Source organism: Pantoea sp. GW821-FHT03E06, from assembly GCF_059420725.1.
This window is the reverse complement of the sequence record NZ_JBWKUG010000001.1, coordinates 520,070-535,257: the sequence shown is the minus strand read 5'-3', so window position 1 is coordinate 535,257 and position 15,188 is coordinate 520,070. Positions and strand designations below refer to the sequence as shown.

Here is a 15,188-nt window from a genome sequence, read left to right as displayed (position 1 = left end):
CGTTCCTGGATTGCCAGCAAAAACCCTGAGGCTTGCGTGGCGAGCCGGTGAGAAGATCCCTGTTCCTAACGCGCCCGGATCCAGCCCCTCCAACCCTTCCTTTGCATCACCTTGCCAAATGGAAAGAGTCAGGCGGAACGAGCGTGCTCTTTTTTGAGCGCAGCCACCCTATTGCAAATGCAAATTATTATCAATAGTATTATTCATCAAACTTATCTCCCTCTCCGCGTAAACACCGACTGGCAGCCCTATGACCTGGCGAAATGATGTAACCGGCAGCGCAGCCTGGTGGCAGGCGCAACAATCCCAAGGCATTCCCCGTATTGAGTTAGCCGATGATGGCCACTGTCGGGTCACTTTCTTCTGGCGCGACCCGCAAGGTGACGAGACTCAATCCTCCATCCAGCGCGTGTGGATCAACATCACGGGTGTCACCGATCACCACCAGCGTCGCCCACCGCAATCGTTGATGCGTGTGGCAGGAACCAACGTGTGGTACTGGCAAACCGAGCTTCCCGCCAACTGGCGCGGTAGTTATTGTTTGATGCCCGATGAGCAGGCCACCGACTTCACGGGCGTGGCCGACATGCATGCGTTGCGCAGCTGGTGGCGCGATAAATTTCCCACGGCGCAGGCCGATCCGCTGAACAACTTGCGTGGCTGGTCGGGCGGACGCGGCATGGGCGTATCACCGCTGCATCTCCCGCAGGCACCGGATCAACAGGTGTGGCAGGCGCTGGATAACGGCACGGCGCCCACCCTAAAACTGCAGCAGCTGCAATGGGATAGCGCGCTATTAGGCAACAGCCGCCCCGTGTGGATTTACACCACCGGCGATGCGACTCCTGAGCAGCGTCCACTGGCGATCTTGCTTGATGGCCAGTTCTGGGCGCACAGCATGCCGATTGCCGGGCCGCTACAGCAGCTCACCGATAACGGCGCGTTGCCGCCCGCGGTGTATCTGTTTATCGACATCATCGATCGCGATCACCGCAGCCGGGAGTTGCCGTGCAACCCGCAATTCTGGCAAGCCATCCAGCAAGAACTGTTGCCGCAGGTGGCACACTCAGTGCCTTATCGCCAACAGGCGGCAAGCACCATTGTGGCCGGACAAAGTTTTGGCGGCCTCGCGTCGGTATTCGCCGCGCTGCACTGGCCGGAAACCTTTGGCAATGCGCTCAGCCTTTCCGGCTCCTTCTGGTGGCCAGAGCGCGGCAACCCCCACGGCTGGTTGCTGCAAGAACTCGATCGCGGCCTTGCACCGCGCCAACCGCTGCGCTTCTGGCTGGAAGCAGGCAAGCGCGAAGGCTTAATTCTGCAAGCTAATCAACAGCTACAACAGCAACTTCACGCCGCCGGTTATCAGGTGCATTACCAGCCGGTGGAAGGCGGCCACGATGCGCTCTGCTGGCGCGGTGGCCTGCTAAGTGGCTTACAAGCCCTGTTGAACCAACCGGAGCATCCATGTCCGAATCTCTGATGAATAAATCTATGATTGACCACCAAACCTTGCCGTTAGTCGCGGCACAGCCCGGTATCTGGATTGCCGATCAGCTGTCACCACACCACAACGCTTATGCAGTAGCGCACTTTGTTGAGCTGCGCGGTGACATTGATAGCGCCTTACTGGCCCAGTCAATTGTCGTGGGCATGCAGGAAGCCGATACGCTAAACATGGCATTTGGCGAAGTGGAAGGCGAAGCGTTGCAGTGGCTGCAGCCACAAGAATTTAGTCCGCCGCAGATTATCGATCTGCGCGGCGAGGCCGATGCCGTCGCCACAGCACGCAGGCTGATGCGCGACGATATGAATGGCGATCTGCGCGTGTTAAGCGGCGCAAAACTGTGGCATCACACTCTTTTCCAACTTGGCGATCGCCACTGGTTCTGGTATCAGCGCTATCACCATTTGGTGGTGGATGGCTTCAGCTTCACCGCGCTGACCCGCCGCATCGCCAATCTTTACAGCGCAGCAGTGCGTCAGCAGCCTGCTGAGCCCACGCCGTTTATCCCGTTTAGTGAAGTGGTCGACGAGTATCAGCGTTACCGCGAATCCTCCTCCTTTGCGCGTGACGGCCAGTTCTGGCGCGAAAAAGGCGCGGCGCTGCCGTCACCGGCTTCACTCTCACCGCTGCCGCTCGCCGGACAAACCGCCAGCACCGATCTACTGCGCCACAGCGTGACGCTGGAGCGCAGCACCTTTCAAACGCTGGTGCAGCAGCACCCGCACTCCAGCGCCGCCGATCTGGCTTTTGCCCTCGTTGCGCTGTGGCTGGCACGTCTCAGCGGCCAAAACGACTTTGCCGCCGGCTTCATCTTTATGCGTCGTATTGGTTCTGCCGCCTTGTGTGCCACCGGGCCGGTGATCAACGTGTTGCCGATGGCGGTACATTACGATCCCACCCAGCCACTGAGCACCCTCGCCGCGCAGCTGGCGGGCGAAGTGAAAAAGATGCGTCGTCATCAGCGCTATGACGCCGAACAGGTGCAGCGCGATCTGGGTCGTCTCGGCGATGGCGATCCACTGTACGGTCCGGTGATCAACCTGAAGATGTTTGATTACCAGCTCGATTTCGCTGGCGTAGAAGGCATCACCCATCAGCTGGCATCCGGGCCGGTACGCGATCTGGAGATCGCCATCTATATCAGCGAGCAGGGTGAATTAACCCTTGAACTGCTGGCTAACGCCGAGCGCTACAGCGAGCAGACCTTGCAGCGCCATGCCAGCCGCTTCGCCCTGCTGCTGGATCAGCTGGCTAAGCAGCCGCAGCGACCGTGTGGTGAACTCGATCTGCTCACCGCCGAAGAGCACGCGCAGATTGCCGCGATTAACCAAACCGCCCATCCGCTGCCGGCAGAAACGCTGGCCTCGCTGTTGGCGCAGCAGGCAGCACGCACGCCGGATGCCCCGGCGCTCGCCGATGCGCAGCATCAGCTGAGCTATCGCCAAATGCAGCAGCAGGTGTTTGCGCTGGCCGCGGATTTGACCGCCGCAGGCGTACAGCGTGGCGATATTGTCGCGGTAGCGCTGCCGCGCTCGGTGCAGCTGTCGCTGGCGTTGCAGGCGATTGTTGCGCTTGGCGCCGCGTATTTACCGCTCGATACCGGCTATCCGGACGAGCGCCTGCAGCTGATGCTGGAAGACGCCGCGCCGAAAACCCTGATCACCTGCGCGGCGCTCAGTGCGCGCTTTAGCACTATCGCCCAGGTAAACCAGCTGCATTTTGATGCGCTGTATAGCACGCCAACTGCGCCGCAACCGGCCAGCGCACCGACGCCGCAGGATGGCGCCTACATCATTTACACCTCGGGTTCTACCGGCCGTCCTAAAGGCGTGCTGGTGGGCCATGAAGCCATCGTCAATCGCCTGCTGTGGATGCAGGATCGCTATCCGCTGCAAGCAGATGATGTAGTTTTACAAAAAACCCCGAGCAGCTTTGACGTTTCCGTGTGGGAATTCTTCTGGCCGCTGCTGGTCGGCGCGCAGCTAGTGATGGCGCCGCCCGAGGCGCATCGCGATCCTGAAGCGCTGCAGCAACTGTTTGCCCGCTACAAAGTCACCACTACGCATTTCGTACCCTCGATGCTGGCGGCCTTTGTCGCGGCCCTTGATGATCAACAGGCAATTACCTGCTGCGCCAGCCTGCGCAACGTGTTCTGCAGCGGTGAGGCGCTGCCGACTGATTTATCACGCGAATGGGAAAAGCTGACGCGGGTGCCGCTGCACAATCTGTATGGTCCAACCGAAGCTGCGGTGGATGTCAGCTGGTATCCGGCGTTTGGTGATGCATTGGCCGCCGTCGAAGGGGCCAGCGTGCCGATTGGTTTCCCGGTGTGGAATACCGGCCTGCGCATTCTTGATGCCCGCATGCAACCGGTGCCGCCGGGCGTGGCAGGCGATCTCTATTTAACCGGCGTGCAGCTGGCGCACGGCTATTTGGGCCGTCCCGATCTCACCGCCAGCCGTTTTATTGCCGATCCCTTCAGCCCCGGTGAGCGCATGTACCTCACCGGTGACGTGGCGCGCTGGCTGGATAACGGCGCGGTGGAATATCTTGGCCGCAGCGACGATCAGCTGAAGATTCGCGGTCAACGTATCGAACTGAACGAAATTGATCATGTGATGAGCGCGCAGCCAGGCATTGAGCAAGCGGTAACGCATGCCGTGGTGCTGGGCGATGCGGCGGCGCAGGGTGATGCACGTCAGCTGGTCGGTTACGTGATTGCCGCGCAGCCGGTGGATGGCGAAGCACTGCGTCAGGCGCTGGCGCAGCGCTTGCCGGCGCATATGGTGCCCGTAGCCATTGTGCAGCTTGATGCCTTCCCGCTCAGCAGCAACGGTAAACTGGATCGCAAAGCGCTGCCGCTGCCTGAATCCGCCACGACCCGCGTGGGACGAGCCCCACACGCGGGTCTGGAAACTACTCTGGCAGATGCCTTCTGCCAGCTGCTGGCACGCGATGCCATCAGCGCGCAGGATGATTTCTTCGCCCTTGGCGGTCATTCGCTGTTGGCGATGCGCTTAGCCGCCAGACTGCGCCGCGAGCTGCAACTGCCGATCTCGGTGGGGCAAATTATGGTGGCCTCGACGGTGGAGAAGCTGGCTACGCTGCTTAGCGATGCGCAATCCCATCAGCAGGCCGGTTTCGAAGCGGTGCTGCCGCTGCGTAAGAGTCACGGACCTACGCTGTTGTGTTTCCATCCTGCCTCCGGTTTTGCCTGGCAGTTCAGCATCCTGCAACGCTATCTCGACCCGCGCTGGTCGCTGATCGGCATCCAGTCGCCGGATATCGATAGCCCGCTGAACCAAAGCGCACATCTGGACGACGTGTGCGACGCACATCTGCAAACCCTGCGCGAAGTACAGCCGCACGGGCCTTACTATTTCCTCGGCTATTCGCTCGGCGGTACGCTGGCGCAAGGCATTGCCGCACGGCTGGAAGCGGCGGGCGAAGAAGTGGCCTTCCTCGGCTTGCTGGATACCTGGCCGCCGGAAACCCAGAACTGGGATGAGAGGCGCGGCGAGAACGTGCTGGATCCGGCGGTATTGGAAGAGGTGAATCGCGAGCGCGAGCAGTTTATCGCTGCGCAGCGCCATCAGGCCGGTGAAGAGATGCGCGCGATGTTCGATACCATCGAAGCCAATTACGCCAGTTCAGTGCGCCTGCTGGCCACCGCGCGCAGTGCACGGTTTAACGGCCGCGCCACGCTGTTCCTCGCCGAACAAACCCAGCAGCCAGGGCAGGATGCGCGCCGCGCCTGGGCACCGTATGTGAGTGAGCTGGACGTATGGCCCATGGATTGTGCCCATGTCGAGATCATTTCACCGCAGATGTTTGAGCAGATTGGGCCACTGTTGCATCGGTTGCTGGGTTAGATGCAAACCAGGTCGCCATGAATGGCGACCCTACGATGTGCCGGTGTGATTTTGTAGGGTCGCCATTCATGGCGACCACCTCAATTATCTTCCGCACCCCAGCGGCACAATCATCGGCGTATGCGCCACCGGATCTTCCACAATCACGCAGCGCAGACCATACACCTGCTCGATCAACGCTGGCGTCACGATCTCCGCCGGTTTGCCCTCGGCGACAATCTTGCCATAACGCATGGCAATCAAGTGCGTGGCGTAACGACACGCGTGGTTGAGATCGTGCAGCACCACCACCAGCGTGCGGCCATGCTGCTGATTCAACTCCTGCATCAGCTCCAGCAACTCAATTTGATGCGTGATATCCAGCCAGGTGGTCGGTTCATCCAGCAGCAGCAGCGGCGTTTCCTGCGCCAGCACCATCGCAATCCACACGCGCTGGCGCTGACCGCCCGATAGCGTATCCACCGATTGCTGCGCTAGGTCGGCCACGCCGGTGGCCTGCATCGCCTGCTGCACCGCCGCTTCATCTTCCGCACGCCAGCGACCAAACAGCGCCTGATGCGGATAACGTCCGCGCGCCACCAGCTCTGTTACGCTGATGCCCGCAGGTGCGTTCGAACTTTGCGGCAGCAGGCCAAGACGGCGCGCCACTTCTTTCGTGGGATAGCGCGCAATCGCTTCGCCATCCAGCAGCACTTCCCCTTTCAGCGGCGTATGCAGGCGGCTGAGCGTGCGCAGTAACGTCGATTTTCCACAGGCGTTGGGGCCGATAATCACCGTCAGTTCACCCTCGGGAATCGCCACCGACAAATTCTCTGCCACCACTTTTTTATCGTAGCCCAGCGTCAAACCTTCGCCGCGCAGACGTGAAGGGATATCGATCATTGGCGTCGCGCCTCCCGCACCAGTAAAGCAATCAGATAAAGTCCACCGAGGATGACGGTAATCACGCCAACCGGTAATTGATAAGGCAGAAACAGATGCTGTGCGGCATAGTCAGCGGCAAGTAGCAACAGTGCGCCACACAGCGCCGAGAGCAGCAATGCACCTTTCATGCCGCCGCCAAGACGACGCGCAATTTGCGGTGCCAGCAGCGCGACAAACGAAATCGGTCCCACCAGCGCCGTTGATGCTGCCGTTAACACCACGCCAATCAGCATCAGCCACATACGGCTGCGCTCCACCGGCACGCCGAGCGCACAGGCGGTATCGTCGCCCATCTCCAGCAGGCGCATGCGCCGCGCCAATAACGCCATCAGCAGTAACGCCAGCAGCAGCACCACAATCACCGGCGGCGTTTTCGCCCAGGTAATTCCGTTGAGCGATCCGGCGCTCCATAAGCCGGCACTCAGCGCCGACTCCAGCGACGCGCTGATAATCAGCCACGAGTTCAGCGCCATCAGCAGCGCGCGCACGCTGATGCCAACAATGATCAGGCGGAAGGTTTCCACGCCGTTGCGCCAGGCGAACAGATACACCAACGCCGCCGTGGCGATGCCGCCAATCAGCGCCGCGCCGGTCATCGCCGTGACGCTTTGATTGAACAGCACTAACGCCACCAGTACGCCGCTGTAAGCGCCGGTGTTAAAGCCGAGAATGTCCGGACTGCCGAGTGGATTGCGCAGCAGCGACTGGAAAATCGCCCCGCTAATCCCTAACGCAGCACCAATCAGCAACGCCATCAGCACGCGCGGCAAACGCCACTCCAGCACGATCAGCTTGACGTTGCCGGCCCCCTGCCCGAGCAGCAGCTGCCCGATTTGTTCGCCGCTAATCTGTAACGCGCCGCGCGTCATCGCCAGATACGCCAGCAGCCCGCAGCAAAGCAGCAGCCAAAGCGCGTGTAACCAGGCACGATGCGTCATAGCCCACCCCGGCCCAGTTTGCGGCGTACCAGCACAATCAGCATCGGTGCACCAAGCATTGCCGTGACGATGGAAACCCGCAGCTCGCCCGCAACCAGCAGGCGGCCAAGAATATCGGCGGCGAGTAATAAAATCGGTGTAATCAGCGCGGTTGCGGGCAGCATCCAGCGGTGATCGTTGCCTACCAGCCAGCGGGCAAAGTGCGGCGTCATCAGGCCCACAAACGCAATTGGCCCCACCGCCGCCGTCGCTGCACCGCACAGCAGCGCAATCGCCAGCAGGCCAAGCAACTGCGTGCGCGCCACGCGCGTACCGAGCGCGGTGGCCATATCGCCACCCATGCTCAGGCTGTTAAGCGCCTGCGACAGAAGAATCGCTACCACGCCGCCCACCAGCACCGCCGGAAACAGCGTGCGCAGCACGGTAAAATTGCGGATATCCAGCGAGCCGCTGTGCCAGAAGCGCAGGTGATCGTAGATGTCAGGATTGAGCAGCGACAGGCCGGATGTCAGCCCATCCAGCACCGCGCCAAGCGCGACGCCCGCCAGCGTAAGACGCACCGGATTAACGCGCCCGCCGCCAATCGCACCGGTCAATGCCACCAGCAACGAAGAGAGCAGTGCACCGGCAAAAGCGAAGCCAAGCCAATCCACCGGCGAATCTGCGCCGAACAGCGCTATGCCAATCACCACCGCGAAACCGGCTCCAGCATTGACGCCGAGAATACCGGGATCGGCCAGCGGGTTGCGCGTCAGGCTCTGCATTAAGGCACCAGCAAGGCCGAGCGCCACGCCCGCCAGCAGACCGGCCAGGGTGCGCGGCAGGCGCGCGTCACGCACAATCACACACTCCGCGCTGTTACAGCTGGAGGTAAGCGAATGATAAACATCGGGAAGCGGTATCGATTTGGCCCCTAGCATCAAGCTAAGAGCGATGAGGAGCAAGAGCAGAATCCCTGAGCCTGCCAATGCACGGATCTGGCGCATAGCGTTCTAAACCTTCACTGTTCAACGTCGTCGCATGCGCGATGCAACTTGATAATGGTTATCGTTATTACTCGCGTTTAGCTATGTTACCATGACTCGCCTCGCGGACGATGAGGAAAATTGGTGCAAAAAGGCGAACCTATGAACAAATCTTCCCACTTTATCGATCTTTCACTGCTGAAAACCCATCCGGCTTTTCGCGCGGTATTTATTGCGCGCTTTATCTCGATTGTCGCGCTCGGCATGCTTGCCGTCGCGGTGCCGGTGCAGATCCAGCACATGACAAATTCACCGCTGCTGGTGGGATTGGCGGTGACACTGGCCGCTGCGGGCATGTTTATTGGTCTGCTGACCGGCGGCGTATTGGCAGATCGCCATGAGCGCAAAAAGCTGATTCTGCTGGCCCGATCCACCTGCGGCTTAGGCTTTATCGCGTTGGCGATCAACGCCGCGCTGCCGGAACCCTCGTTAATCGCCGTTTATCTGCTGGGCTTCTGGGATGGCTTCTTCGGGGCGATTGGCGTCACCGCGCTGTTGGCCGCCACGCCCGCGCTGGTGGGGCGTGAAAATATTATGCAGGCCGGAGCCATCACCATGTTAACGGTGCGCTTCGGCTCGATTTTGTCACCTGCGATTGCCGGTCTGGTGATTGCCCACGGCGGCGTAACCTGGAACTATGGCCTCGCCGCGTTCGGCACGCTGCTCACGGTGTTGACGCTGTTAAAATTACCGCACTTGCCGCCTCCGCCGCAGCCGCGTGAACATCCGCTGAAATCCCTGGCCGCTGGCGTGCAGTTTCTTTTTGCCAGCCCGATTGTCGGCATGGTGGCGTTGATTGGTGCGCTGGTAACCTTAGCCAGCGCGGTACGCGTGCTCTATCCCGCACTCGCGCCTCATTGGTCAGTGAGTGCTGACCAGCTGGGTTTGCTTTACGCCGCGGTGCCGCTCGGTGCCGCGGTGGGCGCGTTGACCAGCGGCAAACTGAAACACGCCGCGCGTCCAGGGCAGTTAATACTCGGCAGCGCGATTGCGGCGTTTATCGCCCTTGGTTTGTTTAGCCTGATGCCGAACCTGCCGCTGGCGTTAGCTTGCCTGATCGCCTTCGGTTACTTCAGCGCCATCAATAGCTTGGTGCAATACGCGATGATTCAAGCGCTCACGCCCGATCATTTGCTTGGTCGCATCAATGGGTTGTGGACGGCACAGAACGTCACCGGCGACGCGATAGGTGCGGCAGTGATTGGCGCGATGGGTTCCTGGCTGCTGCCACCGCAGGCCGCTGCGGTGTTTGGCTTCGCCGCGGCGCTGCTGGGCATGGTGATGTGGTTAGTGATGGGGCGTTTACGTCGTTACCACCCGCCAGCGCCAGAGCTGGCGGAACAGGCATCATGATTTAACGAACAGTTTTTCCAGACGCGCGAGCAGATTGCTGGCGCTGTAGTAATCGAGACGGAACGAATCGACACCCAATTCGTACACCTGCTTGTTTTGCACCGCAGCATTCTGCGCCAGGAACGGATTGCTCAGCACCGACTGCGTGGTTTTATCGTCGGCGGCAAACAGCAGGAAGGTTTTACCCGTCAGGCCGCTGGCGAGATTTTCGCCTGACAGCTGAATGATGTCTTTACGCTGTCCCATGCTGTGGCTCTGCTCCACGCTGGCCGACGGCACCGCCAGGGTGAAACCGAGTTGTTCCAGCAGCTTGCCCTGCGCCGAGGCGGCGGTCCACAGGTTGACCGCGCGCCCACCGCCGTTCCACACCATGGCGGAAACCGGCTGCGGCGGCAGCGTGATGGCTTTCTTCAGCGCGGCTTCGCGATCGTTGAAGGCGTTAACACGCTGTGCCGCCTGAGCCTCCTGGCCGGTGGCCTGGCCTAATAGTGTGACCACATCCTGCCAGCTTTTGTCGTCGTAGTTGACCACTAACGTCGGTGCGATGGCAGAGAACTGATCGACGAGTTTGATGGCGGAGTCATTGCCGGTGGCGCTGACGATGATCAGGTCCGGCGCTTCGGCTGCTACCGCTTCGGCACTCGGTTCACCAATGTACAGACGTTTGAGTTGGTGCTGTTTGGCGACCTCGCTCCATTGGCGGAAGAAACCCTGCTCGTCGGCCAGACGGCTATTGGGTGCAGTCGCACCCGAGGCGATGACCGGCGCATCAATCGCCAGCAGCGAACCGGTCAGCGTGACGCTGGTGGAAACAATACGCTGTGGCGCTTTGTTTAAGGTGAGCGATCCGTTAGCCCCTTGAAGGGTGCGCGGCCAACCTTGTTCGGCATGCGCGACGCTGGTGAAAATCTGGAAAACACTCAATAGGGCTGCAATAGCCCAAAAACCGCATTTATTCATAAGTTTTAGCCCACTTTTTAGCATATTGCCCTGTTCAGCGTCAGCGCCTGATTACGTCAAAAGGTCGCTGAAATCCCGCGAATGGATTGACACTTTTGCCCAATCGACGTAGGTTACAGGCCCATAATAAAAATGATAATCATTCTTAATAATCTTATCATTTATAGGTGAAAATTATGGTGGAAACGACCACGTTTGAAAATGCCTGGCTGAAGGATTATTCCGCGCTTTGCCGTGGTTTTCTCTTTACCTCGCCGTGGCGCAGTTTGGCAACGCAAGGATGCTATACCACCATTAGCGCGCCGGTACATGATGCCGCGTCGCTGCAGGGTGATTTCCAACAACAGCTGCGTCAGCACTTTGCTGCCGCGAAAAAACAGGGCATCGCCAATCCGATTCTGGTCGGGGCGATCCCATTCGATGTCAGCCAGCCTGCGGCGTTGTTTATTCCCGAAGCCCATCAGACCTTCAATCGAGACGACCTGCAAAACGCACTGCCGCAAGGCATCAGCGATCTGCCAGAGGTGCGCCGTCGCACGCCGGTACCAGACCACGATGTCTTCCTCAATATGGTGGCAGATGCGGTAGCAGCCACGCAGCGCGGCGAGCTGGATAAAGTGGTGCTGTCGCGCCTGATGGATATCGTCACGGAGCAGCCGGTGGATACGGCAACGTTGATGCAGCGCGTGATTGCGCAGAATCCGAATAGCTACCATTTCCATCTGCCGCTGCCGCAAGGCGGTGCGCTGATCGGTGCCAGCCCGGAACTGATGCTGCGTAAACAAGGTCGCGATTTCAGTTCTTGTCCGCTCGCCGGATCTGCACGGCGCAATCATGGCGATGCGCAGCAGGATCGCGCGGCAGGTAACACGCTGATGAATTCCAGCAAAGATCGCCATGAACACAAACTGGTGACCGACGCGATGCGCGATACGCTGCAGCCGCGCAGCCGTTTGCTGTCAGTACCGAGCACGCCTTCGCTGATCACCACCGCTACGCTGTGGCATCTGGCGACGCAAATTGACGGCGAAGTCCAGAATGAGCAGGAAAATGCCCTGTCGCTGGCCTGCCTGCTGCATCCAACGCCGGCGCTGAGCGGCTTCCCGCATCAGCGCGCGCAGAAGCTCATCCAGCAGCTGGAACCCTTTGATCGCCAGCTGTTTGGCGGCATCGTCGGCTGGTGCGATAGCGAAGGCAATGGCGAATGGGTAGTGACTATCCGCTGCGGCACCGTGCACGGCACGCGTGTGCGGCTGTTTGCCGGCGCGGGCATCGTCGCCGACTCCCAACCTGAATCAGAATGGCGCGAAACCGGCGTGAAGCTGGATACCATGTTGCGCGCCTTTGGACTGCAATAAAGGAAAGAGCATGAGCATTCCCTATACTCGCTGGCCGGACGATCTGGCCGCGCGCTACCGCGAAAAAGGCTACTGGCTGGATGTACCGATGACCGATATTTTGGCGCGTCATCAGCACAACGATGCCATTGCGGTGATTGATGGCGATCGTCACATCAGCTATCGCGAAATGGATGTGCTAAGCAGCAATCTGGCCGCTGCGCTGCAGCGTCGCGGCCTGCAGAGTGGCGATACCGCGCTGGTGCAGCTCGGCAACGTGGCTGATTTTTATGTCACGGTATTCGCACTGTTTAAGCTCGGCGTGGCGTCAGTTTTCGCCCTATTCAGCCATCAGCGTACCGAACTCAGCGCCTATGCGGCGCAGATTGAGCCCAAGCTGCTGATTGCCGATCGCACCCATGCGCTGTTTGCTGACGACACCTTTATCAGCGCACTGTGCGACGCGCAGCCTTCGCTGCAGCAGGTGATTTTACGCAATGACAATCAGCCGGAAAACACGCTGGAAGCGCTGATGGCGGAAGCGGCGGGTAATTTCGTCGCCACGCCAACTGCCGCCGATGAAGTGGCATTTTTCCAACTCTCAGGCGGCAGCACCGGCACGCCAAAGCTGATTCCGCGCACCCACAACGATTACTACTACAGCATTCGCGCCAGTGATGAGATCTGTGAGGTAACCGCCGATACGCGCTATCTCATCGCCCTGCCCGCCCCGCATAACTTCGCCATGAGTTCACCCGGTTCACTCGGCGTATTTTACGCGGGTGGACAGGTGATATTGGCCGCCGATCCCAGCGCGACGCTGTGTTTCCCGCTGATTGAAAAGCATCAGGTTACGGATACTGGTTTGGTGCCACCGGCGGTGAGTTTGTGGCTACAGGCGATTCAGGAATGGGGCAGCAACAAGCAGCTGGCCTCGCTGAAGCGCATTCAGGTGGGCGGCGCCAAATTGGGTGAAACCCTGGCCGCACGCATTCAGAACGAAATGGGCTGTCAGCTGCAGCAGGTGTTCGGTATGGCCGAAGGTTTGGTGAACTACACCCGCTTTGGCGACGATGAGAACACCATTCTCACCACGCAAGGCCGCCCAATCTCTGAGGACGACGAAGTGTGGGTTGCAGATGAGCACGGCAATGCGCTGCCAACTGGCACCATTGGTCGCCTGATGACGCGCGGTCCTTACACCTTTCGCGGCTACTACAAGAGCCCAGAGCATAACGCCGCCAGCTTCGACGCCCATGGGTTTTACTGCTCTGGCGATCTGATTGAGATTAACGCGCAGGGTTACATCACTGTACAAGGACGTGAAAAAGATCAGATTAACCGCGGTGGCGAGAAGATCGCAGCGGAGGAGATCGAAAATCTGCTGCAGCGCCATCCAGACGTGATCCACGCCGCGCTGGTGTCGATGAACGATGAATTGATGGGTGAAAAGAGTTGCGCCTTTATCGTCGCCAGCCAGCCGATTAAAGCGGTGGCGCTGCGCCGTCATCTGCGTGAGCTGGGCGTGGCCGAGTTCAAATTACCTGACCGTATTACCTGCGTAGATGCCCTGCCGCTAACGCCTGTTGGCAAGGTAGATAAAAAACGTTTACGCCAACAGCTTGCCGATCAACAAGCGCAAGCCTGACCTGTTCCGGAGATTGTAATGGCTATTCCAAAACTGAATTCTTACGCATTACCAGCGGCAACTGAGCTGCCAACTAACAAGGTGAAATGGGCCGTGGAACCGCAGCGTGCCGCGCTGCTGATTCATGATATGCAGGCGTATTTCCTCAATTTCTGGGGTGAAGACAGCCCGCTGGTGAATCAGGTGGTGGAAAACATCGCGCGCCTGCGCGCCTACTGCAAGGCGCAGGGCATTCCGGTGTTCTATACCGCGCAGCCGAATGCGCAGAGCGACGCCGATCGCGCGCTGCTTAACGACATGTGGGGACCGGGCCTGAACAAGCATCCGGATCAGCAGAAGATCGTTGCTGCACTGGCGCCGGATCAGGACGATCAGGTTTTGACCAAATGGCGCTATAGCGCGTTTGTGCGCTCACCGCTCGAATCAACCTTGCAGGAAATGGGCCGCGATCAGCTGATCATCACCGGCGTTTACGCACATATTGGCTGCCTGACAACCGCGACAGACGCCTTTATGCGCAACATCCAGCCGTTTATGGTGGCCGATGCGCTGGCTGACTTCACACGTGAAGAGCACATGATGGCGCTGACTTACACCGCTGGTCGCAGCGGGAAAGTGGTGATGACCGCCGATCTGATGCCGCTACCGCTGAGTAAAGACGATCTGCGGGCGCTGATTTTGCCGCTGCTGGAAGATGACGATGTGCCAGCAGATGACGAGAGCCTGATCGATTACGGTCTGGATTCGGTGCGCGTGATGGCGCTGGCGGCGCGCTGGCGTCAGGTGCATAGCGATATTGATTTTGTCAGCCTGGCAAAAAATCCGACCATTGATGGCTGGTGGGCACTGTTATCACGGGTGCCAGCCAAATGAATGCTTTTGATTTCAGTGGAAAAATCGTCTGGGTCACCGGCGCGGGAAAAGGGATTGGTTATCACACGGCGCTCAGCTTCCATCAGGCAGGCGCGCAGGTGATCGGCTTCGATCTGCGTTTCGATCAGGCCGACTATCCGTTTGCAACCCAAGTATTGGACGTGGCCAGCGCCGCCGAGGTGAAAACGGTTTGTCAGCGTTTACTGGCGGATCAGCCGCGCTTAGATGTGTTGGTTAACGGTGCCGGAATTTTGCGCATTGGCGCAACCGATGAACTGTCGTTCGAGGACTGGCAGGCTTGTTTGGCGGTTAACGCCGGTGGCGCTTTCAATATGTTCCAGCAAACCCTGCCGGTGTTTCGCCAGCAGCGCACGGGCGCGATTGTCACCATCGCGTCCAATGCCGCACATGCCCCGCGCCTCGGCATGTCCGCTTATGGTGCATCCAAGGCGGCGCTACGCAGCCTGTGCCTGACCGTTGGTTTAGAGATGGCGCCGTTCGGCGTGCGCTGTAATATCGTCTCGCCGGGATCGACCGATACCGATATGCAACGCAGCCTGTGGCATACGCCTGAAGCAGAACAGGAGATGATCAATGGTTTCCCGGATCAGTATAAGCTGGGGATCCCGCTGCGTAAGATCGCCAAGCCGCAGGAGATCGTGGCAAACGTGATGTTCCTCGCTTCGGATCTTGCCAGCCACGTGGTACTGCAGGATATTGTGGTCGACGGTGGCGCAACGCTGGGATCCTAACA

General features: G+C 59.5%; 11 protein-coding genes. 7 read left to right on the top strand and 4 right to left on the bottom strand.

Annotation, left to right across the window (positions count from 1 at the left end; translation table 11 throughout):
* Positions 1 to 250: 250 nt before the first annotated feature.
* Together fes and AC07WB_RS02420 are read left to right on the top strand one after the other, a co-directional pair.
* Complete coding sequence (gene fes / locus AC07WB_RS02425) at positions 251 to 1,480, top strand: enterochelin esterase (RefSeq protein WP_494939980.1); 1,230 nt, start codon at positions 251 to 253, stop codon at positions 1,478 to 1,480.
* Entirely contained in the window at positions 1,465 to 5,376 is a 3,912-nt protein-coding gene (locus AC07WB_RS02420; protein WP_494939979.1) for an enterobactin synthase subunit F, read from the top strand. The genes fes and AC07WB_RS02420 overlap by 16 nt, the downstream gene beginning before the upstream one ends.
* 84 nt (positions 5,377 to 5,460) lie before the next feature.
* Here AC07WB_RS02420 and AC07WB_RS02415 read toward each other — a convergent pair whose 3' ends face one another.
* Genes AC07WB_RS02415 through fepD form a run of 3 tightly spaced genes read right to left on the bottom strand, consistent with a single transcriptional unit; the run spans position 5,461 to position 8,224 of the window.
* Complete coding sequence (locus tag AC07WB_RS02415) at positions 5,461 to 6,258, bottom strand: ATP-binding cassette domain-containing protein (protein ID WP_345827365.1); 798 nt, start codon at positions 6,256 to 6,258, stop codon at positions 5,461 to 5,463.
* Positions 6,255 to 7,238: an iron-enterobactin ABC transporter permease gene (gene fepG, locus AC07WB_RS02410; RefSeq protein WP_494939978.1), complete on the bottom strand. Its 984-nt coding sequence runs from the start codon at positions 7,236 to 7,238 to the stop codon at positions 6,255 to 6,257. The genes AC07WB_RS02415 and fepG overlap by 4 nt, the downstream gene beginning before the upstream one ends.
* Positions 7,235 to 8,224 carry a Fe(3+)-siderophore ABC transporter permease gene (gene fepD / locus AC07WB_RS02405; protein WP_097095097.1) on the bottom strand — a complete coding sequence of 330 codons (990 nt, stop codon included), beginning with the start codon at positions 8,222 to 8,224 and terminating at the stop codon, positions 7,235 to 7,237. The genes fepG and fepD overlap by 4 nt, the downstream gene beginning before the upstream one ends.
* 141 nt (positions 8,225 to 8,365) lie before the next feature.
* Between fepD and entS the strand changes: the two genes are divergently transcribed.
* On the top strand, positions 8,366 to 9,616 hold the full coding sequence (gene entS / locus AC07WB_RS02400) for an enterobactin transporter EntS (protein ID WP_494939977.1): 1,251 nt from the start codon (positions 8,366 to 8,368) through the stop codon (positions 9,614 to 9,616).
* Here the strand turns inward: entS and fepB are convergent.
* Positions 9,611 to 10,576, bottom strand: coding sequence for a Fe2+-enterobactin ABC transporter substrate-binding protein (gene fepB, locus AC07WB_RS02395; protein ID WP_494939976.1), 966 nt, complete (start codon positions 10,574 to 10,576; stop codon positions 9,611 to 9,613). The two genes, entS and fepB, sit on opposite strands and share 6 nt — an antisense overlap.
* A 176-nt stretch (positions 10,577 to 10,752) precedes the next feature.
* Here fepB and AC07WB_RS02390 point away from each other — a divergent pair, with 176 nt between their 5' ends.
* From AC07WB_RS02390 to dhbA, 4 genes are read left to right on the top strand one after another with little or no spacing between them, the layout of a single operon-like run.
* Complete coding sequence (locus AC07WB_RS02390; protein ID WP_494939975.1) at positions 10,753 to 11,934, top strand: isochorismate synthase; 1,182 nt, start codon at positions 10,753 to 10,755, stop codon at positions 11,932 to 11,934.
* Positions 11,935 to 11,944: 10 nt separating this feature from the next.
* On the top strand, positions 11,945 to 13,561 hold the full coding sequence (locus AC07WB_RS02385) for a (2,3-dihydroxybenzoyl)adenylate synthase (protein ID WP_400458110.1): 1,617 nt from the start codon (positions 11,945 to 11,947) through the stop codon (positions 13,559 to 13,561).
* A gap of 18 nt (positions 13,562 to 13,579) precedes the next feature.
* On the top strand, positions 13,580 to 14,434 hold the full coding sequence (locus AC07WB_RS02380) for an isochorismatase family protein (protein WP_097095102.1): 855 nt from the start codon (positions 13,580 to 13,582) through the stop codon (positions 14,432 to 14,434).
* A complete protein-coding gene (gene dhbA / locus AC07WB_RS02375; protein ID WP_494939974.1) occupies positions 14,431 to 15,186 on the top strand; it encodes a 2,3-dihydro-2,3-dihydroxybenzoate dehydrogenase in 756 nt (251 codons plus the stop codon). The genes AC07WB_RS02380 and dhbA overlap by 4 nt, the downstream gene beginning before the upstream one ends.
* The last annotated feature ends 2 nt before the right edge of the window (positions 15,187 to 15,188 follow it).

Excerpts from the sequence above, each read along its gene's own strand:
- fes (WP_494939980.1), top strand. The coding sequence starts at position 251 with ATGACCTGGCGAAATGATGTAACCGGCAGCGCAGCCTGGTGGCAGGCG.
- AC07WB_RS02420 (WP_494939979.1), top strand. The coding sequence starts at position 1,465 with ATGTCCGAATCTCTGATGAATAAATCTATGATTGACCACCAAACCTTG.
- AC07WB_RS02415 (WP_345827365.1), bottom strand. The coding sequence starts at position 6,258 with ATGATCGATATCCCTTCACGTCTGCGCGGCGAAGGTTTGACGCTGGGC.
- fepG (WP_494939978.1), bottom strand. The coding sequence starts at position 7,238 with ATGACGCATCGTGCCTGGTTACACGCGCTTTGGCTGCTGCTTTGCTGC.
- fepD (WP_097095097.1), bottom strand. The coding sequence starts at position 8,224 with ATGCGCCAGATCCGTGCATTGGCAGGCTCAGGGATTCTGCTCTTGCTC.
- entS (WP_494939977.1), top strand. The coding sequence starts at position 8,366 with ATGAACAAATCTTCCCACTTTATCGATCTTTCACTGCTGAAAACCCAT.
- fepB (WP_494939976.1), bottom strand. The coding sequence starts at position 10,576 with ATGAATAAATGCGGTTTTTGGGCTATTGCAGCCCTATTGAGTGTTTTC.
- AC07WB_RS02390 (WP_494939975.1), top strand. The coding sequence starts at position 10,753 with ATGGTGGAAACGACCACGTTTGAAAATGCCTGGCTGAAGGATTATTCC.
- AC07WB_RS02385 (WP_400458110.1), top strand. The coding sequence starts at position 11,945 with ATGAGCATTCCCTATACTCGCTGGCCGGACGATCTGGCCGCGCGCTAC.
- AC07WB_RS02380 (WP_097095102.1), top strand. The coding sequence starts at position 13,580 with ATGGCTATTCCAAAACTGAATTCTTACGCATTACCAGCGGCAACTGAG.
- dhbA (WP_494939974.1), top strand. The coding sequence starts at position 14,431 with ATGAATGCTTTTGATTTCAGTGGAAAAATCGTCTGGGTCACCGGCGCG.